Origin of the sequence: Streptomyces diastaticus subsp. diastaticus (genome assembly GCF_011170125.1) — a bacterium.
Lineage (GTDB): Bacteria > Actinomycetota > Actinomycetes > Streptomycetales > Streptomycetaceae > Streptomyces > Streptomyces diastaticus.
The window spans coordinates 1,406,256-1,432,763 of sequence record NZ_BLLN01000005.1; the positions used below are offsets into that span (position 1 = coordinate 1,406,256).

At 70.8% G+C, this 26,508-nt stretch carries 24 protein-coding genes and 2 pseudogenes; 9 read left to right on the top strand and 17 right to left on the bottom strand.

The genetic code is table 11. The features are described from left to right. The first annotated feature begins 23 nt into the window (after nt 1-23). The 5 genes from Sdia_RS23550 to Sdia_RS23570 all read left to right on the top strand — a co-directional run bounded on the left by Sdia_RS23550 (nt 24) and on the right by Sdia_RS23570 (nt 6,094). Nucleotides 24-1,595 carry a DEAD/DEAH box helicase gene (locus Sdia_RS23550; RefSeq protein WP_189500658.1) on the top strand — a complete coding sequence of 524 codons (1,572 nt, stop codon included), beginning with the start codon at nt 24-26 and terminating at the stop codon, nt 1,593-1,595. Beyond that, on the top strand, nt 1,592-3,472 hold the full coding sequence (locus Sdia_RS23555; RefSeq protein ID WP_229831640.1) for an ATP-binding protein: 1,881 nt from the start codon (nt 1,592-1,594) through the stop codon (nt 3,470-3,472). Before Sdia_RS23550 ends, Sdia_RS23555 begins: the two co-directional genes overlap by 4 nt. After that, the gene (locus tag Sdia_RS23560; protein ID WP_189500656.1) at nt 3,469-4,365 is read left to right on the top strand and encodes a phospholipase D family protein; all 897 of its coding nucleotides are present in this window, start codon (nt 3,469-3,471) and stop codon (nt 4,363-4,365) included. The genes Sdia_RS23555 and Sdia_RS23560 overlap by 4 nt, the downstream gene beginning before the upstream one ends. Before the next feature lie 74 nt (nt 4,366-4,439). Next, nucleotides 4,440-5,087, top strand: a complete 648-nt coding sequence (locus Sdia_RS23565; protein ID WP_189500655.1) for a hypothetical protein — start codon at nt 4,440-4,442, stop codon at nt 5,085-5,087. A 206-nt stretch (nt 5,088-5,293) separates the two neighbouring features. After that, nucleotides 5,294-6,094 (top strand): adenine nucleotide alpha hydrolase family protein, encoded by an 801-nt coding sequence (locus Sdia_RS23570; RefSeq protein ID WP_189500662.1) that lies wholly within the window; start codon nt 5,294-5,296, stop codon nt 6,092-6,094. Nucleotides 6,095-6,206: 112 nt separating this feature from the next. Here Sdia_RS23570 and Sdia_RS23575 read toward each other — a convergent pair whose 3' ends face one another. From Sdia_RS23575 to Sdia_RS29805, 3 genes and pseudogenes are all read right to left on the bottom strand, one after another. Further along, nucleotides 6,207-7,058 (bottom strand): hypothetical protein, encoded by an 852-nt coding sequence (locus Sdia_RS23575; protein ID WP_189500654.1) that lies wholly within the window; start codon nt 7,056-7,058, stop codon nt 6,207-6,209. A gap of 59 nt (nt 7,059-7,117) precedes the next feature. Continuing rightward, entirely contained in the window at nt 7,118-8,560 is a 1,443-nt protein-coding gene (locus Sdia_RS23580; RefSeq protein WP_189500653.1) for a DNA phosphorothioation-associated putative methyltransferase, read from the bottom strand. Nucleotides 8,561-9,023: 463 nt separating this feature from the next. After that, nucleotides 9,024-9,434, bottom strand: a pseudogene (locus Sdia_RS29805) (DUF5655 domain-containing protein); the annotation flags it as partial. Here Sdia_RS29805 and Sdia_RS23585 point away from each other — a divergent pair. Continuing rightward, nucleotides 9,434-9,745 (top strand): annotated as a pseudogene (locus tag Sdia_RS23585) (IS1634 family transposase); the annotation flags it as partial. The pseudogenes Sdia_RS29805 and Sdia_RS23585 sit on opposite strands and share 1 nt — an antisense overlap. A gap of 736 nt (nt 9,746-10,481) precedes the next feature. Here Sdia_RS23585 and Sdia_RS23590 read toward each other — a convergent pair. Further along, nucleotides 10,482-11,819, bottom strand: coding sequence for a class I SAM-dependent RNA methyltransferase (locus Sdia_RS23590; protein ID WP_189500652.1), 1,338 nt, complete (start codon nt 11,817-11,819; stop codon nt 10,482-10,484). A gap of 101 nt (nt 11,820-11,920) precedes the next feature. After that, nucleotides 11,921-13,987: an APC family permease gene (locus Sdia_RS23595; RefSeq protein ID WP_115069040.1), complete on the bottom strand. Its 2,067-nt coding sequence runs from the start codon at nt 13,985-13,987 to the stop codon at nt 11,921-11,923. 475 nt (nt 13,988-14,462) lie between these two features. Between Sdia_RS23595 and Sdia_RS23600 the strand changes: the two genes are divergently transcribed. Then, nucleotides 14,463-15,134, top strand: a complete 672-nt coding sequence (locus Sdia_RS23600) for a potassium channel family protein (RefSeq protein WP_100457832.1) — start codon at nt 14,463-14,465, stop codon at nt 15,132-15,134. Continuing rightward, nucleotides 15,131-15,844, top strand: a complete 714-nt coding sequence (locus tag Sdia_RS23605) for a potassium channel family protein (RefSeq protein ID WP_100457833.1) — start codon at nt 15,131-15,133, stop codon at nt 15,842-15,844. Before Sdia_RS23600 ends, Sdia_RS23605 begins: the two co-directional genes overlap by 4 nt. An 85-nt stretch (nt 15,845-15,929) precedes the next feature. Here the strand turns inward: Sdia_RS23605 and Sdia_RS23610 are convergent, their stop codons facing one another. From Sdia_RS23610 to Sdia_RS23655, 11 genes are all read right to left on the bottom strand, one after another. Then, nucleotides 15,930-16,727 carry a DUF3159 domain-containing protein gene (locus Sdia_RS23610; protein ID WP_100457834.1) on the bottom strand — a complete coding sequence of 266 codons (798 nt, stop codon included), beginning with the start codon at nt 16,725-16,727 and terminating at the stop codon, nt 15,930-15,932. Nucleotides 16,728-16,730: 3 nt separating this feature from the next. Then, nucleotides 16,731-17,138, bottom strand: a complete 408-nt coding sequence (locus Sdia_RS23615) for an OB-fold nucleic acid binding domain-containing protein (protein WP_115069039.1) — start codon at nt 17,136-17,138, stop codon at nt 16,731-16,733. A gap of 48 nt (nt 17,139-17,186) precedes the next feature. Then, nucleotides 17,187-17,882, bottom strand: a complete 696-nt coding sequence (locus tag Sdia_RS23620; RefSeq protein WP_003951347.1) for a response regulator — start codon at nt 17,880-17,882, stop codon at nt 17,187-17,189. A gap of 29 nt (nt 17,883-17,911) precedes the next feature. Next, on the bottom strand, nt 17,912-20,461 hold the full coding sequence (locus tag Sdia_RS23625) for a DUF4118 domain-containing protein (RefSeq protein WP_100457836.1): 2,550 nt from the start codon (nt 20,459-20,461) through the stop codon (nt 17,912-17,914). 66 nt (nt 20,462-20,527) lie between these two features. Next, nucleotides 20,528-21,271: an ABC transporter ATP-binding protein gene (locus Sdia_RS23630; protein WP_100457837.1), complete on the bottom strand. Its 744-nt coding sequence runs from the start codon at nt 21,269-21,271 to the stop codon at nt 20,528-20,530. Between the two features lie 79 nt (nt 21,272-21,350). After that, nucleotides 21,351-21,749 (bottom strand): SDR family NAD(P)-dependent oxidoreductase, encoded by a 399-nt coding sequence (locus tag Sdia_RS30380; protein ID WP_262417746.1) that lies wholly within the window; start codon nt 21,747-21,749, stop codon nt 21,351-21,353. A 92-nt stretch (nt 21,750-21,841) separates the two neighbouring features. Next, nucleotides 21,842-21,964 (bottom strand): hypothetical protein, encoded by a 123-nt coding sequence (locus Sdia_RS30385; protein ID WP_262417747.1) that lies wholly within the window; start codon nt 21,962-21,964, stop codon nt 21,842-21,844. 170 nt (nt 21,965-22,134) lie between these two features. Next, nucleotides 22,135-22,779 carry a TetR/AcrR family transcriptional regulator gene (locus tag Sdia_RS23640; protein ID WP_100457838.1) on the bottom strand — a complete coding sequence of 215 codons (645 nt, stop codon included), beginning with the start codon at nt 22,777-22,779 and terminating at the stop codon, nt 22,135-22,137. Nucleotides 22,780-22,978: 199 nt separating this feature from the next. Next, on the bottom strand, nt 22,979-23,734 hold the full coding sequence (locus Sdia_RS23645) for a DUF3710 domain-containing protein (RefSeq protein WP_100457839.1): 756 nt from the start codon (nt 23,732-23,734) through the stop codon (nt 22,979-22,981). Between the two features lies 1 nt (nt 23,735). Further along, nucleotides 23,736-24,251, bottom strand: coding sequence for a dUTP diphosphatase (dut, locus tag Sdia_RS23650; protein ID WP_100457840.1), 516 nt, complete (start codon nt 24,249-24,251; stop codon nt 23,736-23,738). Next, nucleotides 24,248-24,832, bottom strand: coding sequence for a PaaI family thioesterase (locus Sdia_RS23655; protein ID WP_100457841.1), 585 nt, complete (start codon nt 24,830-24,832; stop codon nt 24,248-24,250). The genes dut and Sdia_RS23655 overlap by 4 nt, the downstream gene beginning before the upstream one ends. 57 nt (nt 24,833-24,889) lie before the next feature. Here Sdia_RS23655 and Sdia_RS23660 point away from each other — a divergent pair, with 57 nt between their 5' ends. After that, on the top strand, nt 24,890-25,348 hold the full coding sequence (locus Sdia_RS23660) for a DUF3093 domain-containing protein (protein ID WP_100457842.1): 459 nt from the start codon (nt 24,890-24,892) through the stop codon (nt 25,346-25,348). A 203-nt stretch (nt 25,349-25,551) separates the two neighbouring features. Here the strand turns inward: Sdia_RS23660 and Sdia_RS23665 are convergent, their stop codons facing one another. Beyond that, on the bottom strand, nt 25,552-26,502 hold the full coding sequence (locus tag Sdia_RS23665; protein ID WP_100457843.1) for a hypothetical protein: 951 nt from the start codon (nt 26,500-26,502) through the stop codon (nt 25,552-25,554). Nucleotides 26,503-26,508 lie beyond the last annotated feature (6 nt).

A 26,508-nucleotide genomic window follows, 5' to 3' on the forward strand; every position in this document is an offset into this window, starting at 1 on the left:
AGGCAGTCCTGGCAAACGCCCCCATGGACTACATCCGCCGGCACCTCGGCAAGGAGCTGTGCGGCCTCCTCGACCTCGTCGACGGAGGCACGGCGGGTAATGAGCGGTTGCGAGCCGTCGCTGCGATCGCGATCGACGCCGAGCTCCTGGTCGCGGAGGAGGACGAGCGCGCCGTACTGCTCGGCCTCATTCCCGGACCCAAGCAGGCGGAACTGGCGCAACGGCTCGGGTCGCTGGGTGACGAGCAACCGCTGGAGTACCTGCAGACGCTTAAGTGGACTCCTGACGAGCGCAGGGAGCTTCTGGAATTCTTCGGCTTCACCGTCGAGCGCGCACAGCCTCAACTACCGCCCTTCAAGCGGGAGACAGCACCCGACTACGCTCTGTTCCCCCATCAGCTCCGCGCGGCGCGCCGGGTCAAGGAGCTGCTGTACGACGGCCCCCGCCGGGCCGTGCTCCATCTGCCCACGGGTGTGGGCAAGACGCGGACCGGCATGAGCATGATCTGCGACCACCTGCGGCAGCACGGGCCCGCCCTGGTGGTGTGGCTGGCCCACGGGCAGGAACTGCTGGAGCAGGCCGCGGCCGAGTTCGAGCGCGCCTGGAGCAAGGTCGGCGACCGCCCTCTGCCGGTCCTCCGCGTATGGGGCAGCGCTTCCCCGGACCTCGCGGACGTGACCGACGGACTGGTCGTCCTCGGGCTGGAGAAGGCCGTCTCAACCGCCAAATCCGACCCACAGTTCCTGCGTACCCTGGCCGCCCGCAGCACTCTGACCGTGTTCGACGAGGCACATCAGATCATCGCCCCCACGTTTCAGGGCGTGGTGGACGACCTGACAGTACGTCACGACTCCAGCCTGCTGGGCCTCACCGCGACCCCGGGTCGCACGTGGGCGGACATCGCCAAGGACGAGGAACTCGCCGACTTCTTCTCCCGCCAGAAGGTCATGCTGGAGATCGAGGGCTACACGAATCCCGTGACAGCCCTCATCGACCAGGGCTACCTGGCCAAACCGATCATGCGCACGGTGGCCGCGGAAGCCGGTATGCATCTGTCGGCCCGGGATCAGCAGAACCTGGCGCGAGCGTTCGAGATCCCGGACAGCATCATCGCCGAGCTCGCGAAGGACGAGCAGTGGAACCTCAAGGTTGTCCAGACGATCATGGAGCTGCTTGAGAAGCAGCACCGGCGCATCCTCGTGTTCGCGGCATCGGTGCAGCACTGCCGACTCATCGCGTCTGTGCTGTCCGCGGCCGGCCTCGACGCGGTATTCGTGACCGGCGAGTCCTCGCCGCGGCACCGAAGCGACGCTATCCGTCGTTTCAAGAGCGCGGCGCGGCGCCCGATGATCCTGTGCAACTTCGGAGTCCTGACTACAGGCTTCGACGCGCCGGCGGCCAGCGCCGCCGTCATCGCCCGGCCGACCAAGTCCCTGGTGTTGTACAGCCAGATGGTCGGCCGGGTCATCCGCGGCCCCAAGGCTGGCGGAACCGAAACCTGCGAGATCGTCACCGTCGTCGACCCGGAGCTCCCCGGGTTCGGCGACGTCGCCGAAGCATTCACCAACTGGGAAGACGTATGGGAGACAGCGTGAGCGGCGAAGGAAACAACTACCGGATCGTCAGTCCTTCGCTGACCGTCAAGGCCATGCGCGACAGCGGCTACAAGAACACTGCCTACGCGCTCGCCGAGCTGATCGACAACAGCATCGACGCCAAAGCCACGCTGGTGCAGGTCTTCGCCTGCGAGAGTCCTATCGAGGGTGCCGCCCGGACCAGGTACCGGGTGGACAAGATCGCTGTCCTCGACAACGGCAAGGGCATGGACAGCGAACTCCTGCGGCGCGCTCTGAAGTACGGCGACGGTCTCGGCGACGACCGCAGCCGAATCGGCCGCTTCGGCATGGGCCTGCCCAACTCCAGCATGTCCCAGTGCACCAAGATCGAAGTCTGGTCGTGGAAGAACGGCGCTGCGAACGCTCTGTACACCCACCTTGACCTAGACGAGATCACCAAGGGCCAGGACGAGGTTCCCGACCCCGTACCTCGCCGTGTGCCGGAGTATTGGGACGACCTGAGCGAGGTGCCCCTGGGCACCAGCGGCACCCTCGTCGTCTGGACGAACCTGGACCGCGTCAAATGGCACAGTGCCGGCGCCACCCTGCGCAACACCGCCGAATTGATCGGCCGCGTGTACCGGCATTACCTGAACGACGGCTCCGTGGACATCAAGATGGCGCCCGTTCGCGACGGGAAGGTCCTCGAAGGGGACAACGGCGCCTACTACGCCGAACCCAACGACCCTCTGTACCTCATGGCGAAGACGGGAACGCCGGCGCCGTTCAACAGCACTCCCATGTTCGAGCCCTTCCACATGGGCAACGAGGCGGAGCCCGGGGTCTACCGCTATCCCGTCACGGTCGATGGCACACAGCACACCGTAACGGTGCGCGCATCCATCGCCCGCCCTGAAGCCCGCCGTTCCGATGTCTCCGGCCATCCGTGGCCCGACACGGCCAACCCGAACCGGGACGCTGGTTCCCAGACGTGGGGACAGCACGCCCGTCGGAACATCGGCGTCTCCCTGGTCCGCAAAGGCCGCGAACTCGACCTTGATACCTCATGGGCCATCGGCTACAACCCCGTGGAGCGGTGGTGGGGCATCGAGGTGGACTTCCCGCCCGAGCTCGACGAGGTGTTCGGCGTCACCAACAACAAGCAGACCGCCGTCGTGTTCTCGTCACTGGCCGACTTCGACTGGTCGGCTGAGCAGGACCCCGACGAAACCCCCAAGGAGTTCAAGGATCGTCTACGGGAACTCGGCGACGCCCGACTGCCGCTGATCGATCTCGCCCAGTACCTCAAGGGCCTCCTGAGCAAGATGCGCCTGAAGTTGAGGCAGCAGACGTTGGGCGGCCGGAAGGGCAAGAAGCGGTACGACGAGAACGTCACCTCCAAGGCCACGGACGCCGTCAAGCGCCGGCAGGAGGACGGGCACACAGGTACGACCGACCTCCTCGCCGAGGAGGCGACGGAAGCCGACAAGCGCCAGGAGCAGCTGACCGCGCTGACCGAGCGACACCACGTCGACGAGGACACCGCCCAGACCCTGGTGGACGAGGCCATGGAGAACGACTGGCGCGTCCGCTGGATCTCCAGTCCCCAGGACTCATCCGCCTTCTTCAATATCGACCTGCTCGCCGGCATGCTCCAGGTGTCCTTCAATACGGAACACCCCCTGCACAGCAAGCTGATGGCCGTTCTTGAGGACGTGCCCGAGGACGCGAACGAAGCAGAGCTCCGCCAGCGGCTTGCCCGTGCGACCGAGACCTTCAAGCTGCTCATCTTCTCCTGGGCGCGGATGGAGGACGAGATCCCCAGCAAGAAGGCGCGCCGGATCATCGCGGATGCCCGAAGCGACTGGGGCCGGTACGCCCGTGACTTCATCGAGGACGGGAGCGAAGAGGAGTGACCCAGCCGGACCATGTCTGGCAGCAGATCGCGGACGTGATGGAGGACGCCGCCGAGGAGGTGGTCATCATCGCCCCCTTCATCAAGAAGGCGATCTTCGAGGAGACCATCGCCGCGGTGCCCTCCTCCGTCCAGAAGATCACGTGTGTCACGCGCTGGACCCCGGCGGAGGTAGCCGCCGGGGTTTCCGACCCGGAGATCATCGAAGCTGCCCAGAGTGACGAACGCATTTCCATTGCCCTGTGTCCGTCCCTCCACGCCAAGCTCTACCGTGCCGACGGCCGCTGTCTGGTCGGCTCGGCCAACCTGACCGGCAAAGCCACTGGACGCGTACCGAACGCCAACGTGGAACTCTTGTTGGAGGTGCCGATCGACCACCCCGAAGTACAGCGGGTCCTCGGCCAGATCAACGCCCGCTCGACCATAGCCACACCCCACACGGCAGCCCTCGTACGGGAGCAGGCTGAACTCCTGAGAAGCGAGCGCGTCACTCCGCCGTCCGAGGACGAAGCAGCGCCGTACTGGTTTCCGGAGACAAGGAGACCGGAGAACGTCTATGCCCTCTACATCGGGCGTCAGCGGTTCACCTCGCTGGTCGAGGCGGGCATCGTGCGGGACCTGGCCATGCTCGATGTTCCCGCTGGCCTCTCGGAAAACGCCTTCAATGCTGAGGTCGAGGCCCGCCTGCATGCAATCCCGGAACTCGGTCAGCTGACCGCAGAACAGCGCCTCAGCAACGTCGAGCTGCAGCGGGCCATCGCCGAGCGGACAGGAGACACAGAGGAGCAGGCGCGCAGAACAACCGAGACGCTCGCGGCCTGGCTCCAGCACTTCGGCCGGTACTACACCGAAGTGGGCTCGTGGGAGCTGCGACCGGGAGTAGAGCACGCCTAAGATCACAGCCACGGCGTCGCCTGCCAGCGCACTGCCGACGAACACGAGCACAGGGTGATGGGGAAGGCCGTCTCATGGCAGAGGTACGCGTTCCGTTCCTCCTCGGACACACCGAGATTGCCTTTCTCTTCCACGTGAAGCAGCAGACCTCTCAAAGATGGCGGACAGCGGGCACGCTCGACGAACCGGATCTGATCGCGTCGGGCAATCCGTACTGGCTGCTGAACACGGTGATGCGACTCGACGGCGAAGGGGACCGCAAAGCCGACCGAGAACGGCTAGCGATGTACAAGGCTGGTATCCCTCAGGGCTACGACCCAGAAGACAAGGAGCACCTCCCGGTCGTCGTCGGTATCCAAGAGGCAGCGCGCGTACTCGGCCAGGACGCACAGGCCATCTCTCGGTGGCGGAACCGGCAGCGGATCGCCGAGGCCGACCTGTTCGTCTCCGGTTCTCCGCTCTGGCTCCTTGAGACGATCCTGGACGACGCGCGACAGCGTCAGCGAACCATCGTGACCTCCGCAGTCGCCGCGCTCCGTGCAGGACAGCGCCCTCCCCAGAAGCCCCGCGGTCGAAGGCCGAGCACCCCCCAGGCAAGCCCGCCTCGCCAGCCACTGCCTGCCGCACAGACGTTCAGCAGCGCTGACCACGGCGCCGCAGCGGAGTTTCTGGCGTCCGTTCTGGCCAAGGGATATTCCGTCACCATCAAGCCCCGGCCGTAGCTCCTCACCACATCCGGCCCGTGCCGACCCACGCCCCCGTTGACCTCTATGTTCGCCAACAGCAGTGAGAGAGACACTTGCTTCTGTCGTGCGACATACATACTGTCTCTCATATGGCGATCTTGCAGCACACCCTCGGAGACCATCACGTCGATCCCACAGACCCCCTCCTCAAAGCCGCATGCAGCGAGCCCAACCGTCGGCTTATGAAAGTCATTTCCTACGGCGGCGGAGTTCAGAGCACGGCCCTGCTCGTGCTGGCCGCTCGCAGAGAGATCGACTTCCGCACCTTCCTGTTCGCCAACGTCGGGGACGATAGCGAGCATCCAGCAACCCTCGCGTACGTCCGTGAGATCGCCATCCCGTACGCCATGCGTGCGGGACTGGACATCCACGAGCTCAAGCGCCGGCGACGCGACGGGGCCAGCGAAACGCTCATGCAGCGGCTGAACCGGCCGGACACCCGGTCGATCCCCATTCCGGTCCGCATGGCCAACGGTGCTCCTGGCCGCCGCAACTGCACTGCCGACTTCAAGATCAAGGTGGTCGGGCGGTGGCTTCGGGAGCATGGCGCCACCGCAGAGGAGCCGGCGGCGGTCGGCATCGGCATTTCGGTTGACGAAATCCATCGCGCCAACCGCCGGCGGCGGGAAGCCCACGAGGATATCGAATACCCTCTCCTCGATCTCGGGCTGCGCCGGGATGACTGTGAGCGCATCATCGCCGAGGCCGGCCTGCCGGTACCGCCCAAGAGCTCCTGCTTCTTCTGCCCCTTCCGCACCGTCGGCGCCTGGCGCCACCAGCGCCGGCACGAGCCGGAGTTGTTCGCTCAGTCGGTCCGGCTGGAGGAGACAATCAACCGACGGCGGGCCGCGCTCGGGCGGGATGCCGTGTATCTCACGAGGTACGGGATCCCGCTGACACAAGCCATCCCCGACGAGAGCCCAGCGGAAGGCGACGCCGATGAGAATGAAGGTGCATGCGACTCCGGTTGGTGCATGACCTGATACGTGTCGAGCAGGTCACGACGGGTGGGCCCGGAGCTATGGCTCCGGGCCCACCCGTCGTTTACCCCTGGGCTGCCGACGTGATCGGCGCGGGGCACTGCATATGGCGGAATCAGAGCTCGGGCGGCTCGCCGGGCTGAAGGTGGAGAACGGCGAGGTACTCGCCGTAGGGCATCTCTTCATCCACCCACCGGCTGCCGCCAGAGGCGCCGGGAATCCACATGCCGTCGAGAAGGTACTTGTCGTCGAAGACGGCGACGCGGTCCTCCTGTACCGCCGCCGCCATAAGCAGCTGGATTCCCAGCAGCAGCACCGTGGAGGCTTCCTTGACCGCGCAGACCTCGCCGTGCCCGGTGGGAAAGACCTTCCCGTCCGCGTCGCTTTCCGGCTCGGGGATGGCGGCACGGCCCCGGACGGCCATCTCGTGCAGGGCAATCGCCTGGGTCACCGCTGCCGCCACCGGCGTGCCGGCACCCGGCACTCCGTCCGGGGCATGCGCCCGCAGATGGTCGGCGACCGCGCGTGCGTGCACCAGCCATGCGTCGCCATGGTGGTGCAGGCGCTGTTCTGCTGCCTCGACGGCCAGTCCAGACTCCGTGGTGCCCGGGTGCAGCAGCCGGACGAATCCTTCAAGTGCTGCGCGCAGGTAGCCAAGACGGACTTGGTGCTGCTGCCACTCCTCCATCATCTCGGTCCAGACGGCGTCGAAGTCGAGGCCGGCCGAGCACATGCCGCCGTCGTCGTACGACATGTCGAACGTCACCGTGCGCAGGCCCTGCGCGAGGCGCAGCCACTTGTAGGCCGTGTCCCAGCTGTTCTGCGCCCCGGGAACACTGGAGACGGCGGAGGCATGCTCCACCCAGTCGGTGAGTTCGCGGACGTGCTCCTCGGGCTCGGACAGCGCAAGGGTTGACAGCGTGCGGTACGAGGGCAGGCAGGGGCCCTCCATCCGGGTAGTGGTCATGGGTGGAGCGTGACACACGGCACTGACAATCGCTCCGGTGCCGATCGTCGGCGCGACCCTCAGGTGCTTGTGGTGCGCCGTACAAGCCGGTGACCTCGCAACGCCCGACCGCAACGTACGAGTTCGCGTTCCCAGCCCTCTTCCGTGCCGATCAGGTGCGGGCTCTCGTAGAGGCCGGCGCGTACCTCGGCGTCCGTGAGCCGCCGGTATTTGGGTGCGTCGGGATCATCCTCGGCGAGGAACTCGTGTTTCCGGTGAAGCAGAGGACGGTTGGTGGAGTCCGCGTAGGAGGTGAAGGAGGACTTGAGGGTCTTCAGGTCGACGGCGTATGACGCTGCGATGCGCGGGTGAGGGTCCATGTCGAACTCGGGGTAGTCCAGCCAGCTGACACCGCGGCCCTGGTGGCGGAGCTTGACCACGGACCATTCGCCAGGGCGGCCGGCAGCGATGCTCGCGCACTGCTCGTACAGGCGCAGCACGGCTGGGATCCGGTGGAGTGCCCGGCGGTGCACGTACAGGGCGGTCGCGGTGAATTTGCCGGCAATTGATCCGTTCATCGCGCGACGGACGTAGGCGTCGTCGCGCAGCTTGAACAGCAGCCGATCCGCTCGCTGGCACGCCTCGGCGTATGAAGGGAAGAAGGCACGGATGTCCAGTTGCACCGGCAGGGGCAGACTGCTGACCGGGCCTCGGCCGTGAAACAGCTCCAGCGCGAGGAACAACAGCGTGTCGAGGGCTCCACGCTCGGCACTTCGTTCGACCTTCACAGGGTCTGCTTCCTGCTCGGCAAGGCGCTTGAGTTCAGCGGGGCGCACGTGGCCGAGGAGGCTGATGATGGGCTGCGGCATTTCCTCCAGCTGGGGCATCCTGCCGCGCTCTTCGAGATGAGCGACGACCGAGGTGATCGCCGAGGCGGTGTCTTCGGACGCCAGCCACCCCCCGTCGGGGGTGACCTGGCGGGCCAGGTAGCTCAGGCGGGCCGCATCATCTTTGAAGGCATAAACAATTCCTGGCGCCGCCGACACGCAGCGGACGCCAGTGGCTTCCTCAACGTAGTCGCGCAGCTCGCCGGCGGCGTATAGGTGCTGGAACGTGCGGCGGCGCGTGAGGATGCCGTCGCCGTACTCCATACCTTTGATCTGGTTGCGCTCCCACCTCAATCGCGCGGACACCACGAGCGCCGACTTGGCGAGGTCCCATGCCCGTAGGAGCGTCTCCCGTCGTTCGGCGGGATTCTCAATGACGTTCAGAACATAGGTGAGAAGGACCACGTCGGCCGGCTCGCGCCGCCCGTCCGGAAAGTGCACCGGGTCCCACCCCGCGGCATCGAGACCGAGGTCCTGCAGCGCCCGTACATCGCCGCCACGCCCACAGCCGTAATCCAGCACTCCCGTTTCGGGTTCCAGCTGGAGGTCACCGACCGCGCGGCGGGCCGGCAGCGAGAGACCGACTCGGCCGATTGCGGTCTGATGCCTCTGGCTGCTCCACAGCTGCTGTGTCATCGGCGTCCCCTGATTAGACGGACAGGCCAACATGCGACAGCACCGAACCATACGGGACACTCGACCGGGAACAGGTAGAAGCCATCACCCTTCGAACCATGGGTGCGGTGTGCTTTGAGGTCGGTGGGGCAAGTAGCCCCATCGCCTCCGTGCATGAAAAACCTGCACCTCTGGCGCCAATCGAAGTTGCTGGGTAACCAATCACCACGCGCCTTGTTGTCACCCTGAAAGTGATGGCTCCCGCGGTCACGGCCGGCCGACCCGCTAGCCGTTCACGCTGATCATCGACCCGCACGAGCGGGGCAACATAGCGCGGGATCGCCGGTTGGCCAAACCGGCCATCCCGCGCACCATAGATGCACCACCGCCACGCCCTGCCCGCACGTCGAGAGGCTCCTCCCACGACCGCAGACACGACACGTAGCGCAGCCCGCCGCGAAGCCGGCAGCGGCAGGCGATCACGCGCCGCGTAGCTTGCCCGAAACAACTCCTGCGCCCGCTCGACGTCCCTCGGCGTACGGAGCTGCACCTCCAGATCGCCCGTCCCGTGGTGACCGAGACCGGACACGTCCCGGGTGAAGCCCGGAAGGAGGTCGACGTCCTTCGGGTCGACCTTCAGGTAGACCAGCAGCTTGCTGCGCTGTGGCGGGCACAAACAGGCGAAGTTCCGCAGCCGCTGATACGCCCGGTAGGTCTTGCGCTCCACCCGGTTCACGCTTCCCCCGAGCCCGAGCAGGACCTCGTCGACCCCACCCGCCAACTCGCGCATCGCCGCGCCCCGGACGTCGGCCGCCGCTGCCGGGGCAACAGACTGGCGCCGTGCCCGGCGGGCCACCGGCATGCCGCCGCTCACGGAGGCCACGGTCTCAAGCCCTCGTCGACCTGCGGCCCGTCTACCACCGACTCGAGGAACGCATAAGGGCCCACGTCGTCCTCTGCTGGCTCGCCCTGCTGCTGATCCGCATCGTCGAGACCACCACCGGTCAGACCTGGCCCACCGTCCGCCGAGAACTCGACCGCATCCACCTCGGCACCTTCACCGGCCCCGCCGGCCTGTTCCGGCAGGTCACCGCCCTCACCAAGCCCCAGACCGACCTCCTGGCCAAGCTCTCCGTCCCGACCCCGAAGCAGATCATCACGCTCGAACCCGAAACCCCGCTGACCAGCACAAACACCAGCGCCTAGAGAAACGCCTCTCAGGCGCCCTCACCCATGTCCACGCAGGTCAATCCCCAGGTTCGGGACTCTAGCCCGCTGAATTACCGGCACGCAGGTTCGGAAGCGTGAAAGTAGCGTGAGACCTTACGTACGGGCCAATCGGGTCTCCCACGCACTCGCGATCCTGTCCGACTCAGCCACCACGCAGCGAAGACTGTGCGGAAAGCGGATGTGGAACGGTGAAGCTGAACCGACACGCCCAGGTAGGCCAGCAGACGTGCTCTCCGCGCGAGCGGAGGTGAGCCGCCCATTGCCGCGGAGGAACAAGGCCAGCCTCCAGCGCACAGCCCCCGGCCCGCCGCGCTGCCCTACGTCGAGTAAAACCGAAAGAGTCTCCGTCAGCCGTGGGAGCGCTCTGGGACTTTTCTGGGACTTTCGGCTTCATCAACCGGCACGAGCGTGAAACAGCTGAAAGACCATTCTCCCAGGTCAGCGACTGAATCCCTCACATCGTCGCAGGTCACCGCGCCGGCTGGTCTCTTCCGGGACATCCGATCTGCAGGACCCGGCGACTCCGCTTTGAGCGTCATCAGCCCTCGGCGTTGCCTCGTCACCCGCAGCCTTGACGCCCCCTGACCTGCCCAACGTGCGCCTGACGCCCCATCAGAACGAGCGTCAAATGAGCGTCACGAGCGTCATTTCAGCGTCAAGATATCGCCCGTAACGCCCACACCGCACATAATGGCACGCACAAAACCGCAGGTCAGGCACCCTTTGCGACCGGCTCAAGGATCGCCACGCACTCCACATGATGCGTCATCGGAAACAGATCGAACGCCCGCATCACCCGCACCCGGTACCCGCCCTCCCGGAAGTACCCCAGGTCCCGCGCCAGCGCCGCCGGATCGCAGGCCACGTACGCGATACGCCTCGCGCCCAGCGTGCACAGCCGGGCCACCGTCTGCTTGCCGGCGCCCGCCCTCGGGGGGTCGAGGACGATGAGGTCGGTCTCGGTGATGCCGGTGCGGGGGAGGACCTGTTCGACCTTGCCCTGTTCGATGCGGACGCGGTCGAAGTCCTTGAGGTTGTGGCGGGCGTCCTCGACGGCGCGTTTGGTGACCTCGATGCCGAGGACGGCGCCCTTGTCGCCGACGCGGTCGGCGAGGGCGCCGGCGAAGAGGCCGACGCCGCAGTAGAGGTCGAGGGCGGTGTCGCCCTTGCGCGGGAGGAGGCCCTGCATGACGGCCTCGACGAGGGTGTCGGCGGCCTTGGGGTGGACCTGCCAGAAGCCGCCGTTGCCGACGCGCCAGGTGTGGTCGTCGGCGCGTTCGCGGACGAAGGCGCGGCCGTGGACGCGGTGGACGCCGCCGTCGCGCTCGTCGACGCGCAGGACCGAGACCGGGCGGTCCAGCTCGACCAGGGGGAGGCGGGCGCCGGGGCGGGGGGTGAGGACGACCTGGCGGTCGCCGGAGCCGGAGGCGGCGATGGCCTCGACGGACTCCATGCCGCTCCAGTCGCGCCGCTCGATGCCGAGTTCGCTGACGCCCTCGGCGGCGATCATGCAGTGCTCGACGGGCTCGACCTCGTGCGAGCGGTGGCGACGCAGTCCGGCGTGGCCGTCGGCGTCGACCGCGTACTGGACGCGGGTGCGCCAGGCCGGGACCTCGCCGGCGGGGAGCTTGTCGCCGGGGGCGGGGGCGACGGTGCCGTCCCAGCCGGCCTGTTCGGGGGTGAGGCCGGCCAGGTGCTGGAGCTGCTCGGCGATGACCTCGCCCTTGAGGCGGCGCTGGGCGCCGGGCTTGGCGTGCTGCCAGTCGCAGCCGCCGCAGCGGCCGGGGCCGGCGTACGGGCAGGGGGCCGGGACGCGGTCCTTGGCGGCGTCGAGGATCTCGACGGCGTCGGCGCGCAGGAAGCGGGAGGTCTCGTCGCCGTGGGTGACCCGGGCGACGACCCGCTCGCCGGGCAGGGTGTGGCGCACGAAGAGGACGCGCCCGGCCTCGGTGCGGGCGACGCAGTGGCCGCCGTGGGCGACCGGGCCGACCTCGACCTCGTACTCCTCCCCTACCAGCGACCCCGGTGACGTCTGTGGTTCTTGCGGCATGAGGGGGTGACTCCAAAGGAAGGGGAGAGCGGGGTGTACGAGGTTGCGGCGGCGGGCCGCAGCCGCAACCTCCCAGTGTACGGGCGCCGGGCGGCCCGCCGTCACGGGCGGCGGTCGCCCTCCCGGCGGCCGGCGGCCAGGCCCTTCTTCTCCACGGGGCCGCGGCGGACGTCGCCGGGCGCGGACCAGTTGGCGCGGCGGCGGGCCCGGTGCCTGGCGGCTTCGGAGGATTCGAGCTGGTAGGGGACGGAGGTGACCATCACGCCGGGGGTGAAGTGGAGGCGTCCCTTGAGCCGCAGCGCGGACTGGTTGTGCAGCAGGTGCTCGAACCAGTGGCCGACCACGTACTCGGGGATGATGACGCTCACCACGTCGCGCGGGTGCTCCTTGCGCAGCCGCTTGACGTACTCGATGACCGGGCGGGTGATCTCGCGGTACGGGGAGTCGATGATCTTGAGCGGTACCTCGATGCCCCGGCGTTCCCACTCCTCGCGCAGGGCGCGGGTGTCCTCGGCGTCGACGTTGATGGTGAGCGCCTCCAGGCTGTCGGCGCGCATCAGCTTGGCGTAGGCGAGCGCCCGCAGCGTGGGGCGGTGCAGCTTGGAGACGAGGACGATCGAGTGCATGCGCGAGGGGCGCAGGGTCTCGTCCCCACGGTCGTCGGCGGGGGCGGCGATCTCCTCGGCGACGTTGTCGTAGTGCGCGCGGATGGAGGTCATGACGGCGTAGAAGAGGACCATGCCGAGGACGGCGACCCAGGCGCCGTGGCTGAACTTCGTCACCAGGACGACGATCAGGACGACGCAGGTGAGGACGGCGCCGAAGGCGTTGATCGCGCGGACGCGGTGGATGTGGAGGCGCCGGCGCGGGTCCTCCTCGGTGGGGAGTTCCTTGTTCCAGTGCCGGACCATGCCGATCTGGCTGAGGGTGAAGGAGACGAAGACGCCGACGATGTAGAGCTGGATGAGCCGGGTCGAGTCGGCGCCGTAGACGACGACCAGCAGGGCGGCGGCGCCGGCCAGCAGGATGATGCCGTTGGAGAAGGCGAGCCGGTCGCCGCGGGTGTGGAGCTGGCGCGGCAGGTACGCGTCCCGGGCCAGGATCGATCCCAGCAGGGGGAAGCCGTTGAACGCCGTGTTGGCCGCCAGGAAGAGGACGAGGGCGGTGGCGACGGCGAGCAGGACGAAGAGGAAGGTCCCGTCGCCGAAGACCGCGGCGGCGACCTGGCTGATCACCGGCTGCTGGACGTAGTCGGGGCCGACGGGGACGCCGTTGTCGTAGAGGTCCCTGGCCGGGTACTCGGCCATGCGTACGCCGGTCTCGCGGGCGAGGGCGATGATGCCGCAGAACATGGTGGCGGCGAGGAGCCCCATCATCGCCAGCGTGGTGGCGGCGTTGCGGCTCTTGGGGCGGCGGAAGCCGGGGACGCCGTTGCTGATCGCCTCGACGCCGGTGAGCGCGGCGCAGCCGGAGGAGAAGGCGCGCAGCAGCAGGAAGACCAGGGCGAAGCCGGCGAGGCCGGGGTGCTCCGGCCTGATCTCGAACGCCGCGGTGGGCGCGGACATCGACTCGCCGAGCACGAGGCCACGGACCCCGCCCCAGATCAGCATGAGGAAGACGCCGGCGACGAAGACGTAGGTGGGGACGGCGAAGAGGGTGCCCGACTCCCGTACGCCGCGCAGGTTCATCACCGAGAGCAGGGCGATGGCGATGAGGGCGCACAGCGTCTTGTTCTCGACGACGAAGGGGACGGCCGAGCCGAGGTTCTCGATCCCGGCGGAGACCGACACGGCCACGGTCAGCACGTAGTCGACGAGGAGCGCGCTGGCGACGGTGCGCCCCGCGCGCGGGCCCAGGTTGGCCTTGGCGACCTCGTAGGTGCCGCCGCCGTTGGGGTAGGCGTGCACCGTCTGCCGGTAGGAGGTGACCACGGTGGCCATCAGGACCACCACCGCCAGCGCGATCCAGGGGCTGAAGTGGTACGCGGACGCGCCCGCCAGCGAGAGGATCAGCAGCACCTCGCCGGGCGCGTAGGCGACCGAGGAGAGCGGGTCGGAGGCGAAGACGGGGAGGGCGATCCGCTTGGGGAGGAGGGTCTCCCCCAGCTTGTCGCTCGGCAGTGCGCGCCCGATGAGGAGCCGTTTGGGCACGTCGGTCAGTTTGGACACGGTGGGGATCGTAAGCGTTGTCCGACGGCGCCGCCGCGCAGCCGGCGCCTCGCCCGGCGGGTCGGACCGGCCACGCGGTGACCGACGGAAAGGCCCCGTTACGCCCCATTCCCTCCCGCCCGCCCTGTGACGCTTCGGGCACTATGCCCTGAAAGCGAGGTGCGGCGGCCGTGAGGCGCGACACGGTGGTCCGGAGAGTGCCACGCCGCTCCTTGACGGCTTCTTGACGAGCCGCTCACACCTTCTTGACGGAGACCCTGACGGCCCCTTGACGCGGGGCGCGCCGGGGCCTCGCGGGGCGCGGGCCCGCTGGCCCGGCGGGCGGCCCCGGCCCCTTAAGCTCGTGCCGGGCCCGCGCCGCGGCGCGGTCCGATCCGGGCGCGGCCGTACGGGGCGCCCGGCCCGGCCGAGGAGAAGAGTGAGCAGGATGTTGTCGCAGACCGGCCCGAAGACCAGGAGTGCGGGGTAAGGATCGGTGCACATCGTCATCATGGGCTGCGGCCGGGTGGGTTCCACGCTGGCGCAGACCCTGGAGCAGCAGGGGCACACGGTCGCCGTGGTCGACCAGGACCCCACGGCGTTCCGGCGTCTCGGGGCCGGTTTCGGCGGGCGGCGGGTGACCGGGGTCGGCTTCGACCAGGACACGCTGCGCGAGGCCGGGATCGAGGAGGCGGGCGCGTTCGCCGCGGTGAGCAGCGGCGACAACTCCAACATCATCGCCGCCCGGGTCGCCCGCGAGACCTTCGGCATCGAGAACGTCGCCGCCCGCATCTACGACCCGCGCCGCGCCGAGGTCTACCAGCGCCTCGGCATCCCCACCGTGGCCACGGTCCGCTGGACCGCCGACCAGATGCTGCGCCGGCTGCTGCCCTCGGGGGCGGAGCCGCTGTGGCGGGACCCGACCGGCGGGGTGCAGCTCGCCGAGGTGTACGCCTCCCCGGTGTGGATCGGCCACAAGATCAGCCGGCTCCAGGAGGAGACCGGGGTACGGGTGGCCTTTTTGACCCGGCTGGGCGAGGCGATGCTGCCGACCTCCCAGACGGTGCTCCAGGAGGGCGACCTCGTACACGTGATGATGCGTCCCGAGGACGTCGCCGAGGTCGAGGCGGCATTCGCGGAGGGACCGGAGGAGGACGGACACCGATGAGGGTCGCCATTGCGGGAGCCGGGGCCGTGGGCCGCTCGATCGCCGGTGAGCTGCTGGTGAACGGCCACGAGATCCTGCTGATCGACAAGACGCCGAGCGCGATCTCGGTGGAGCGGGTGCCGCGCGCCGAGTGGCTGCTCGCCGACGCCTGCGAGATCACCTCGCTGGACGAGGCCGCGCTCCAGCGCTGCCACGTGGTGATCGCGGCCACCGGGGACGACAAGGTCAACCTGGTGGTCTCCCTGCTCGCCAAGACGGAGTACGGGGTCCCGCGTGTCGTCTCCCGGGTCAACAACCCGAAGAACGAGTGGCTCTTCAACGAGTCCTGGGGCGTCGACGTCGCCGTCTCCACACCCCGCCTGATGTCCGCCCTGGTCGAGGAGGCGGTCAGTGTCGGCGACCTGGTCCGGCTGCTGCGGTTCAGCCAGGGTGACGCCAACCTGGTCGAGCTGACGCTGCCGCCGGAGTCGACGCTGGCCGGCATCCGCGTCGGAGACGTCCGCTGGCCGGAGGACACCTCCCTGGTCACCATCATCCGGGGCTCCCGGGTCCTGACGCCGTCCCCGCAGGAGGCTCTGGAGCCCGGCGACGAGCTCCTCTTCGTCGCGGCCCAGGCCCAGGAGGAGCGCCTGGAGGAACTGCTCTCCGCCCGTCACGGCCCCGGCCCGCGCCCGGCCGCCGGGGGGCAGGAGGGTCCCCGGAACACCTGACGGGCGGGGACGCGGCCGCCGACAGCCGAAGGCCCGGAACCAGACGGTTCCGGGCCTTCGTGTTGCCGCGGTACGGCGGGGAGCGTCAGCTCTCCCCCGGCTCCTTCGCGGCCCTGGCGGCCTTCTCGGCCTTCTCCGCCTCCTCGGCCGCCTCCATCTCCGCGAACACGTCGATCGGCGCGGGCGCCTTCGCCAGGAAGACCCAGGTCAGCCAGACCGCCAGCAGGAACGGCGGGATCTTCAGCGAGACCAGGACCCAGCCGAGCTGCGTGGTGTCGGCCCACCAGTAGAGCGGGAAGAGGATCGCGCACTTGGCGAGCAGGATGAGGCCCCAGGCGTAGCTGGCCCGGGTGTACGCCTTCTTGCGGCCGGGGTTGCGGGTGCGCCAGGAGAGGTTCTCCTTGAAGATCGGGCCGAGGATGAGGCCGATCAGGGGGACGCCCGCGACGGCGGTGAGGATGTACGCGAGGGAGAGGCCCAGCGTGTACAGCATGCCGGGCAGGTAGAAGTCCTTGGCGTTGCCCGTCATCATCGCGAAGACCACGCCGAAGGCGACGCCGAAGACGCCGCTGAAGGCGTGTTTGACGGTGTCCCGGCGCACCAGGCGGGCGACGCCCAGCACCAGGGAGACCGCGAGCGCCGCGATGGCGGAGACGTGCAGGTCGGCGTTGATCGTGTAGATGGTCACGAAGAGCAGGCCCGGCAGGACCGTCTCAACCATGCCGCGCACTCCGCCGAACGCCTCGAAGAGGGCGGCCTCGGTGACGGCGCGGGCGTCCGCGTCGCCGCTCGGCCGTCCGGCGGCGGGGTCGGCGGTGCTGTGGGGGGCGTCGGCGTCGGACGCCGTGCTCCGGTGGTCGGTCGGCTTGTCGATGGACGTCACCGGTCACTCCCGTCCGAGCGGTCTCAGTTCGTACTTCGGGTTGAACAGCGTGCGGCGGCCGTGGCTCATGGCGACCCGGCCCGAGGCGATCAGTCGGCGGCCCGGTTCGATGCCGGTGATGGAGCGCCGGCCGAGCCAGACCACGTCGAGCGAGCCGGTGCCGTCGAACAGCTCGGCCTCCAGCGCGGGCACCCCCGCCCGAGGACGGAGGGTGACCGTGCGCAAGGTACCAGTAACGGTGACCATCTCCCGGTCACCGCAGGTGTCGATGCGGGCGCAGCCGCTGGTCGCGGTCTCCTCTCGGAGCTCGTCGGACTCCAGCCGCTCGGGGGAGGCGGAGATGTCCGACAGCCGGTCCAGGATGCGCCGGAACCGGCCGGCGGGCTTCTCGGGACGCGGGGCTGCACTCATGGTTGCAGCCTACCCAAGCACGGGTGCCCGGCGGCGGTCACGCCGCTGTCACCCCTGCGGGCGGCGCTCGAACCGGTATCCCATTCCGGGCTCGGTGATGAAGTGGCGCGGGTGGGCCGGGTCGGTCTCCAGCTTGCGGCGGAGCTGGGCCATGTAGACCCGCAGGTAGTTGGACTCGGTGCCGTAGGAGGGGCCCCAGACCTCCTGGAGGAGCTGCTTCTGGCTGACCAGGCGGCCGGTGTTGCGGACCAGGACCTCCAGCAGGTGCCACTCGGTGGGGGTGAGCCGCACGTCGCGGCCCTGGCGATGGACGCGCTTGGCGGCGAGGTCGACGGTGAAGTCGGCGGCGTCCACCACCTCCGCCTCCTCGTCGGGAGCGGCCGGTTCGGTACGGCGGACGGCGGCGCGCAGCCGGGCCAGCAGCTCGTCCATGCCGAACGGCTTGGTGACGTAGTCGTCGGCGCCCGCGTCGAGCGCCTGCACCTTCTCGTCGGAGCTCTGCCGGGCGGAGAGCACCAGAACCGGGACGCGGGACCAGGAACGCAGCCCGCGCAGGACGTCCACGCCGTCCATGTCGGGCAGTCCGAGGTCCAGGACGATCACGTCGGGGTGGCGCTCGGCGGCGAGCCGGAGCGCGGTGGTGCCGTCGCCGGCGGAGTCGACCTCGTACTGGCGGGCCCGGAGGTTCAGCTCCAGGGCACGGACGATCTGGGGTTCGTCGTCGACCACGAGGACCCGGGTCATCTCGGGGTGCCTTTCTGTCCGGTCGCGGGTCATGACGTGACCTGCGCGGGAAGTACGGTACGGGCTCCGGCGCGGGGGCCGGTGACCGCCCTCAGCGTGAGGACCATGGTGAGGCCGCCGCCGGGGGTGTCCTCGGCGTTGAGGGTGCCGCCCATCGCCTCCGCGAAACCGCGGGCGACGGCGAGGCCGAGGCCGACCCCGGCGCCGCGCGGAGCGTCACCGTACCGCTGGAACGGGGCGAAGATGCGGTCCTTGGCGTCATCGGGGACCCCCGGGCCGCGGTCCATGACGCGCAGTTCCACCCGGTCGCCCAGCGCGCTCGCCGCTACCAGCACGGGCGCGCCGTCGGGCGAGTACTTGACGGCGTTCTCCACGACGTTGGCGACGGAGCGCTCCAGCAGGCCGGGGTCGACGGCGACCATCGGCAGCGTCTCGGGGATGTCCAGGTGGGCGCTGCCCTCGGGGACGCCGCCGAGCGCCATCGGCACCACCTCGTCGAGGTCGACCTCGCGGATGAGCGGGGTGACGGTGCCGGTCTGGAGGCGGGACATGTCGAGGAGGTTGCCGACCAGGTGGTCGAGGCGGTCGGCGCCGTGCTCGATGCTGGCCAGCAGCTCGGCCTGGTCCTGCTCGGACCAGGCGACGTCGTCGGAGCGCAGCGAGGTGACCGAGGCCTTGATCGCGGCGAGCGGGGTGCGCAGGTCATGGCTGACGGCGGCGAGCAGGGCAGTGCGGATGCGGTTGCCCTCGGCCAGACGGCGGGCCTGGTCGGCCTCGTCCTGGAGACGCTGGCGGTCCACCACGACGGCGGCCTGGGCGGCGAAGGCCGCGAGCACGCGGCGGTCCTCGGCGGGCAGGACCCGGCCGCAGAGGGCCAGCGCCATGTGGTCGCCGACGGGCATGTCGACGTCGGCGTCCTCGGGGCGCTCCAGCGGGCGGGGGCCGACGCTGCCCGCGCAGGTCCAGGGGGCGCGGTCGTCCTCGCGTTCCAGCAGGGCGACCGTCTCCATGGCGAAGGTCTCGCGGACCCGCCCCAGCAGCGCGTCCAGCGTGGTGGCGCCGCGCAGCACACTGCCGGCGAGGAAGGAGAGGATCTCCGACTCGGCGCGCAGCCGGGCCGCCTGGTGGGTGCGGCGGGCGGCGAGGTCGACCACCGAGGCGACGGAGACGGCGACCGCGAAGGAGATGACTATGGCGACGATGTTCTCCGGGTCGGAGATCGTCAGGGTGCGGGTGGGCGGGGTGAAGTAGAAGTTCAGCAGGGCCGAGCAGAGGGCGGCCGAGGCCAGCGCCGGGAGCAGCCCGCCGACCAGGGCGGCGCCGACCGTCAGCGACAGGAAGAGCAGCACGTCGTTGGCGAGACCCGGGCCGTGGTCCAGGGTGGCGAGCACGGTGGTGAGCAGGGCGGGGCCGCAGACGGCGATGAACCAGCCCCACAGGATGCGGGAGCGGCCCAGCCGGGCACCGCGGGCCACCGGCAGGCCGCGGCCCTGCCCGACCTCCTCGTGGGTGACGATGTGCACGTCGAGGTCGGGGGTCGACTCGCGGGCCACGGTGGCGCCGACGCCGGGCCCGAAGACGTACTGCCAGCTCTTGCGGCGCGAGGAGCCGAGCACGATCTGGGTGGCGTTGACGCCGCGGGCGAACTCCATCAGGGCGGAGGGGATGTCGTCGCCGATGACGTGGTGGAAGCTGCCGCCGAGATCCTCGACCAGGGTCCGCTGGACCGCGAGTTCCTTCGGGGAGGCGGAGGTGAGGCCGCCGTCGCGGCGGGCGATGTAGACGGCGAGGATCTCGCTGCCGGAGCCCTTGGCGGCTATCCGGGCGGCGCGCCGGATCAGGGTGCGGCCCTCGGGCCCGCCGGTCAGGCCGACCACGATGCGTTCGCGGGCCTGCCAGGTGGAGCGGATGTTGTGTTCGCCCCGGTACTTCTGGAGGTACTCGTCGGCCCGGTCGGCGGTCCACAGCAGGGCCAGTTCACGCAGGGCGGTGAGGTTGCCGGGGCGGAAGTAGTTGGAGAGGGCGGCGTCGACCTTGTCGGACTGGTAGACGTTGCCGTGGGCGAGGCGGCGGCGGAGCGCCTGGGGCGACATGTCGACCAGCTCGATCTGGTCGGCGCGGCGCACCACCTCGTCGGGGACGGTCTCCTGCTGCCGTACGCCGGTTATCGCCTCGACCACGTCGCCGAGGGACTCCAGGTGCTGGATGTTGACGGTGGAGATCACCGAGATGCCGGCGGCCAGCAGTTCCTCGATGTCCTGCCAGCGCTTGGCGTTGCGGGCCCCGGGGGCGTTGGTGTGGGCCAGCTCGTCGACCAGGGCCACCGCGGGTCGCCGGGCGAGGACCGCCTCGACGTCCATCTCGGGTGTGGCGGGAGCCCCGTCGGGACCGTCCAGCGGCTCGATCAGTTCCAGGCCGTCGAGGAGGGCGAGGGTACGCGGCCGGTCGTGGTGGGCGACGAGGCCGATGACGCAGTCGGTGCCCCGGCCGACCCGCCGGTGCGCCTCGGAGAGCATGGCGTACGTCTTGCCGACGCCCGGTGCGGCGCCCAGGTATATGCGCAGTGTGCCTCGTCCCATGGCCCCATTGTCCGCGAGCGGCGAAGCGTCCGGGACCGGGCCTTGCCCGGTCGGCGGCCGGCTGCGCTACTGCTCGGTCAGCTCGCCGTCGGAGAGTTCCAGGACGCGGTCGGCGAGGCCGAGCAGAGTGGTGTCGTGGGTGGCGACCAGCGCGGTGACCCGCTCGCTGCGGACCACCGCGCGCAGCAGCTCCATGACGGCGAGGCCGGTCTCCGCGTCGAGCTGACCGGTGGGTTCGTCGGCGATGAGCAGGGCGGGGCGGTTGGCGAGGGCGCGGGCGATGGCCACGCGCTGCTGCTGGCCGCCCGAGAGCTCGCCGGGGCGCTGGCGGGCGTGGTCGGCGAGGCCGACCAGGGAGAGCAGCAGGGCGACGCGTTCCTCGCGTGCGGCGGCCTCGGCGCGGCGCAGCCGCAGCGGGACGCCGACGTTCTCGGCGGCGCTCAGCACCGGGATCAGCCCGAAGGACTGGAAGATGAAGCCGATCCGGTCCCGGCGCAGCTCCAGCAGCTCCTTCTCGCCGAGGCCGCCCAGCTCGCGCCCGTCGACGACCAGGGAGCCGCCGTCGGGCTCGTCGAGGCCGCCGACGAGGTTGAGCAGGGTGGTCTTGCCGGAGCCGGAGCGGCCCTTGAGGGCGACCAGCTCGCCGCGGGGGATGTCGAAGGAGACGCCGCGCAGCGCGTGCACGGCGCCTTCCCCGGTGCCGTACGAGCGCCGCAGCCCGCGGACCCGGACCATCGGCTCCTCCCCGGTGCCCGCCGCCGCGCCCCCGCCCTCGGTGAGCGTGCCGCCCCCCGCTGTCCGTCCCGCCATGTGCCACTCCCCCGTCGTGCCGTGCCGGGCGCCAGTATCGGTGGCGGCGCCCGGCCGGGCAAGGGGCGGCGGGGCCGGATCAGGGAGCGGTGCAGCCGCCGTCGACCAGGTGGTGGCTGCCGGGCACGAGGGAGGCTTGGCGGGAGAGGAGGAAGGCGATGACCTCGGCGACCTCCTCGGAGCGGCCGAGCCGGCCGGCCGGGTGGAGCCGCACGAGGTCGTCGTAGGCCTGCTTCTCCATGCTCTGGAGCAGCGGGGTGTCGATGAAGCCGGGGCCCACCGCGTTGGTCCGGACGCCCTGGGCGGCGTACTCGGCGGCGGCCGTCTTCGTCGGGCCGGCCACACCGTGCTCGGCGGCGACGTGGGCGGGCGAGCCGGCGAAACCGGCCGAGCCGAGGATGGAGGCGGTGTTGACGACGGCGCCGCCGCCGGCCGCGAGGGGGGGCGGGGACCTCGTGGCGCGTCGAGTGGAGGACACCGTCGGGGCCGGTAGGGACGACGCGGTTCCAGACGTCGATGCCTACTCGCCGGTGGGAGCGGACGCGCCGCCGATCCCGGCGTGTTGGACAGTCAGGTGGAGGCGCCGTACCTGTCCCGGGCGTAGCGGCCGGAGGCCGGGCCGGTCACGTCGACGGTGACGGCGGACGCCTCGACGCCCTCGTCCTTCAGCGCGGCGGCGGCCGCGGCGCCCACGGCGTTGTGGTCGGCGATGACGGCGCCCTCGCCGCCCCGGCGGGGCGGTGGCCGGCCCGATGCCGGAGGCGGCCGAGGGGGCGAGGGCGGTACGGCCGGCGAACTCGTCCGGTGCGACGGGCGCGGCGGAGGGGAGGGGCGCGCCGGTGCTCCTGGTGCCGTCCCTCTGTTCACGGTGCGTGGGGGGCCGCCAGGGCGACCTCCCCGAGGAGCACGTCGAAGCTCTGCTCGACCAGGTCGGGCAGGCGCTCGGCGGTGTCGGGGCCGCCGCGCCACCACTGGCGCAGGGCGGCCGTCAGGACACCGGCGGCGGCGCCGGCCACGACACCGGGACCGGGGTCCTCGGCCGGGTCGGTGCCGAGCCGCTCGGCGATGATGCGGACCGACTCCTCCTGGGCATCGGCCCGGATGCGCTCGAAGGCGGCGAAGAGCGTGGGTTCGTCGTCGACGAGGGCGAGCAGGGACCGCGTCCGGGGCAGTTGGTTCCGGCCCGGGGCATGGGCGTCGGCCAGCCAGTCGCGGACGGCGCGCCGGTAGGCGACGAGCGGGGGCTCGCAGGCCGGGCGGGCGCGCAGCGCGGCGTTGATGGCGGCGCCGTCGTCACGGGTGAAGTCGAGCGCGGCGTCCTCCTTGCCGCCGAAGTGGCGGCTGAAGGTGCGGCGCGTGACGTCCGCGCGGCCGGCGACGGCCTCGACGGTCACGGCACCGAGGCCGCGTTCGAGGACGAGGTCGAGGGCGGCGGCGGCGAGCGCGGCCCGGGTCCGCCGGGCCCTGCGCCGTCTGCGGTCCTCCCCCGGAGTCTCCGTCACCTGCATGTTTCCGACGTTACTCCGCAGGCGTCCGCAAGGGACACGTGTCCCGGTGGGACGTACCTCTCAGGCCCGGTCGGCCATGATCGGGAACAAATCGCCGGTGGTGCGGTTCCGCCGCGAGGCCGGACCCCGCACAGCGCTACGGGCCGCCCCCTGACGAGGGTGCGGCCCGTGCGGCGGCTGCCTGGGTGGTGCGGTGCGGTCAGCGGATCTCGGTGATCTCCGGGCCGCGCGCCAGCTGGCCCATGCCGCCGGAGAAGCGGGAGGTCTGCTGGTTCTCCTGCTGGACCCCCTCGGGGACCATCTGGGCGTCGTCCGGGAGCTTCAGGACGATCGGGTCGCGGGGGGCCATCGGGCCCTCGCCGCGCACCACGACGGTGTCCTGGAAGATCTGTTCCAGGAGCCCGGCCGCCTGCGGCTGGACCGCGCCCTGGCCGGAGATGACCCCGCGCAGGAACCAGCGGGGGCCGTCGACGCCGACGAAGCGGACGACCTGGTAGCCGCTCTTGCCGTCGGGGAGCTGGACGGGGACCTGCGCGCGCAGCTCCCAGCCGAGCGGGCCCTCGACCTCCTCGATGATGCCGCCCTGCTGGCTGATGCCCGAACCGATCTCCTCGCGGACCTCGCCCCAGATGCCCTCCTTCTTGGGGGCGGCGAAGCCCTGGAGCTGGATGGCGCTGTCCCGCAGGACGACGGTGGCGGCGACGATCGCGTCCCCGGCCACCTCCACGCGCAGCTCCATGCCCTCCACCCCGGGCACGAACAGACCGCCGAGGTCGACGCGGCCCTCGCCGGGCTCGCGGACCTCCGAGGCGTCCCAGGGGCCGTCGGGGCGCGGAGCCGGCGGCAGCGCCGTCCGGCGCGTCGCCGACTCCTCGGCGTCCGCGGCCTCCTCGGCCTGCCCGGTCACGTCCGCCGTGTCCTCGGCGGAGTCGGTCTTCTTGCGACGTCCGAACACGTCACTGTCCTTCCCGGTCGGATACGACCGAAGCGTAGTGGTTCCCACCCTCGCCGCCGCCCACGGCGGAATGTCCGCCGGTGGACCCGAAGCCCCCTTCGGCCCGCACCGAGCCGGGAAGCTCCGACACTTCGTGAAAGCGCACCGTCTCGACCTGCTGGACGACCAGTTGGGCGATCCGGTCGAAGCGCTCGAACCGCGCCTTCTCGCGCGGGTCGAGGTTGACCACGATCACCTTGATCTCCCCACGGTACCCGGCATCAATCGTCCCCGGGGCATTCACCAGCGCCAGACCCAGGCGGGCCGCCAGGCCCGAACGGGGGTGGACGAAGGCGGCGTACCCCTCGGGCAGCGCGATCGCGATCCCGGTGGGCAGCACGGCCCGCTCCCCCGGGGCGAGCACGGCCGCCTCGGTGGTGCACAGGTCGGCGCCGGCGTCGCCGGGGTTGCCGTACGCGGGCAGCGGGACCTCGGGGTCCAGCCGCCGCACGCGCAGGTCGAGGGGGGTGCGGGTCACGGGTTCACCTCGAAGGCGCGGACGCGGCGGATCTGGTCGGGGTCGTCCATGGCCGCCCGGATCTCCTCGGGGCGACCGTTCTCGGTGAAGTGCTCCACCTTGACCTCGACGAAGAGCGCGTCGGCACGGACCGCGACCGGCCCGTCGGGGGCGTTCAGCCGGCCCTCGGCGGTGGCGTAGATCTTGCGTCCGTCGACGGCGGTCACCTCGGCGGACAGGTGCAGCACGGAGCCGACCGGCACGGGGCGCAGGTAGTCGGTCTCCAGGCGGCCGGTGACCGAGATGACCCGCAGCAGCCAGTTGAGGGCGCCCAGCGTGTCGTCGAGCGCGGTGGCGAGCAGGCCGCCGTGGGCGAGTCCGGGGGCGCCCTGGTGCTCGGGGCGGACCAGGAACTCGGCGGTCACCGAGACGCCCTCGCCCGCCTTGGCGGCGAGGTGCAGGCCGTGCGGCTGTTCGCCGCCGCAGCCGAAACAGTGCTCGTAGTGCGAACCGATGGGCTCGCCGGGCGCCGGGGCATCGGGGTGCCGTACCGGCGCGAGGGCGCTGTCGGGGGGCGTCAGGGCAGGTGTTCGTCCACTCACAGGCGCAGACCTTACCCGTGCGCCGGCTCTCCCCCCGCACCGTGCCAAGCTGATGCCATGCATCCCCACACTCCGCAGTACGCCGAGCGCCTCACCGCACCCCGCACCTGGTGGGCGCTGGTGGCGATCGTCGGCATCACCTCGGCCCTGATCGTCCTGCCGCTCGGCGTGCTGGCGATGCTCGGCGGTCTGGTCGTCGGGTCGGCGGCCGGGGCCGCGGGGCTGAGCGCGTACGGCTCGGCGCAGATCCGCGTGGTGGGGGACGCGCTGGTCGCGGGCGACGCGCGCATCCCGCTGTCGGCACTCGGCGCGGCCGAGCCGCTGGACGCCGAGGAGACCGTGGCCTGGCGCAGCCACAAGGCGGACCCGCGCGCTTACATGCTGCTGCGCAGCTACATCCCGACGGCCCTGCGCGTCGAGGTCACCGACCCGTCCGACCCGACCCCGTACCTGTACCTCTCCACCCGCCACCCGGAGCGCCTGGCCGCGGCGCTGTCGCCCGTGCGCGAGGGATGACACGCCGGGGCGCGCCGGACCCGGCCCCCTGAGGTGCCGGCCGGTGCCCCCGCCCGTCCGCCGGCCGCCTCGGCACCGCGGGGTGCCTGCGGGGCGGCTCCGAAGGCCGGCCGGCCCGATGCGGCGGGAGGGCGTGAGGGAGCGCGGACGGGCCTGGAGGGCCGGGTACGCGTGAGGGGCCGTCGGGGCGAGCGCCGGGCGGGTCAGGCGGGCCCGTCGTCGCGGGTGTCCTTCCGGGACGGCGGAACGGCGTCCGGGCCCTTACCGAGGGCCGACGGCGGCCGTTCGGGCTCGTCCAGCGGCGGCAGGGCCGCGAGCCGGTCCCAGGGGATCTGGGACGCGCGCAGGTCGCGGCGGACGCGCTCGGCGAGTCGGCGGGTGTCACGGCGGTTCATGACCGCGCCGACGGCCGCGCCCACCAGGAAGGGGACGAGGTTCGGCAGGTTGCGGATCATCCGCTTGGTGATCTGCTGGCGCAGGTCCCGCTTGAGCGGTCCGCCGAGCGCCGTGGTGACGGTGAGCGGGCGGACGACGTCGATGCCCCGCTCGTTGGTCCAGGAGGTCAGGTAGGCGGTCGCCCGGCGCGCGGGGCCGCCCTCGGGACGCTGTCCGTAGACCTCGTGGAGTTCGGCGATGAGCTTGAGCTCTATCGCGGCCACGGCGGTGATCTCCGCGGCCAGTTCGGCCGGCATGGCCGGCGGGACCGGGAGCATGGCCGCGGCACCCACCGAGGCCCCCACCGTGGAGGTGCCGTGGGCGGCGCCGCTGATGAGCCGGTCCGCGAGCTGCTCGGGGCCGAGGCCCGGGAACTGCTCGCGGAGGGTCCGCAGGTCGCGCACCGGGACGCGCGGGGCGATCTCGATGACGCGGTCGGCGAGGAGGCCGAGTCCGGCCTTGGCGTTGCGCCCCTGCCGGAGTACCCCCTCCCGTACGGCCGCCACGCGGCCGGGAGCGGGTGTGGCGGGCTCGGTGGCCGCAGGGCCTTCCCCCGTGCCCGTACCGCCGCCCTGGGGGCCTGGGGCCCCGTCCGTGGCGTCCTCTGCCTCGAGCGAGGCCCCAAGGCCCCGCTCGCCGTCAGATTCCGCCGGGGACGGCGCGCCGTCCCCCCGCCGCTTCCGGAAGGGAAACTTCCGCGGCGGTGTCGTGCCTGTCACGGCCGG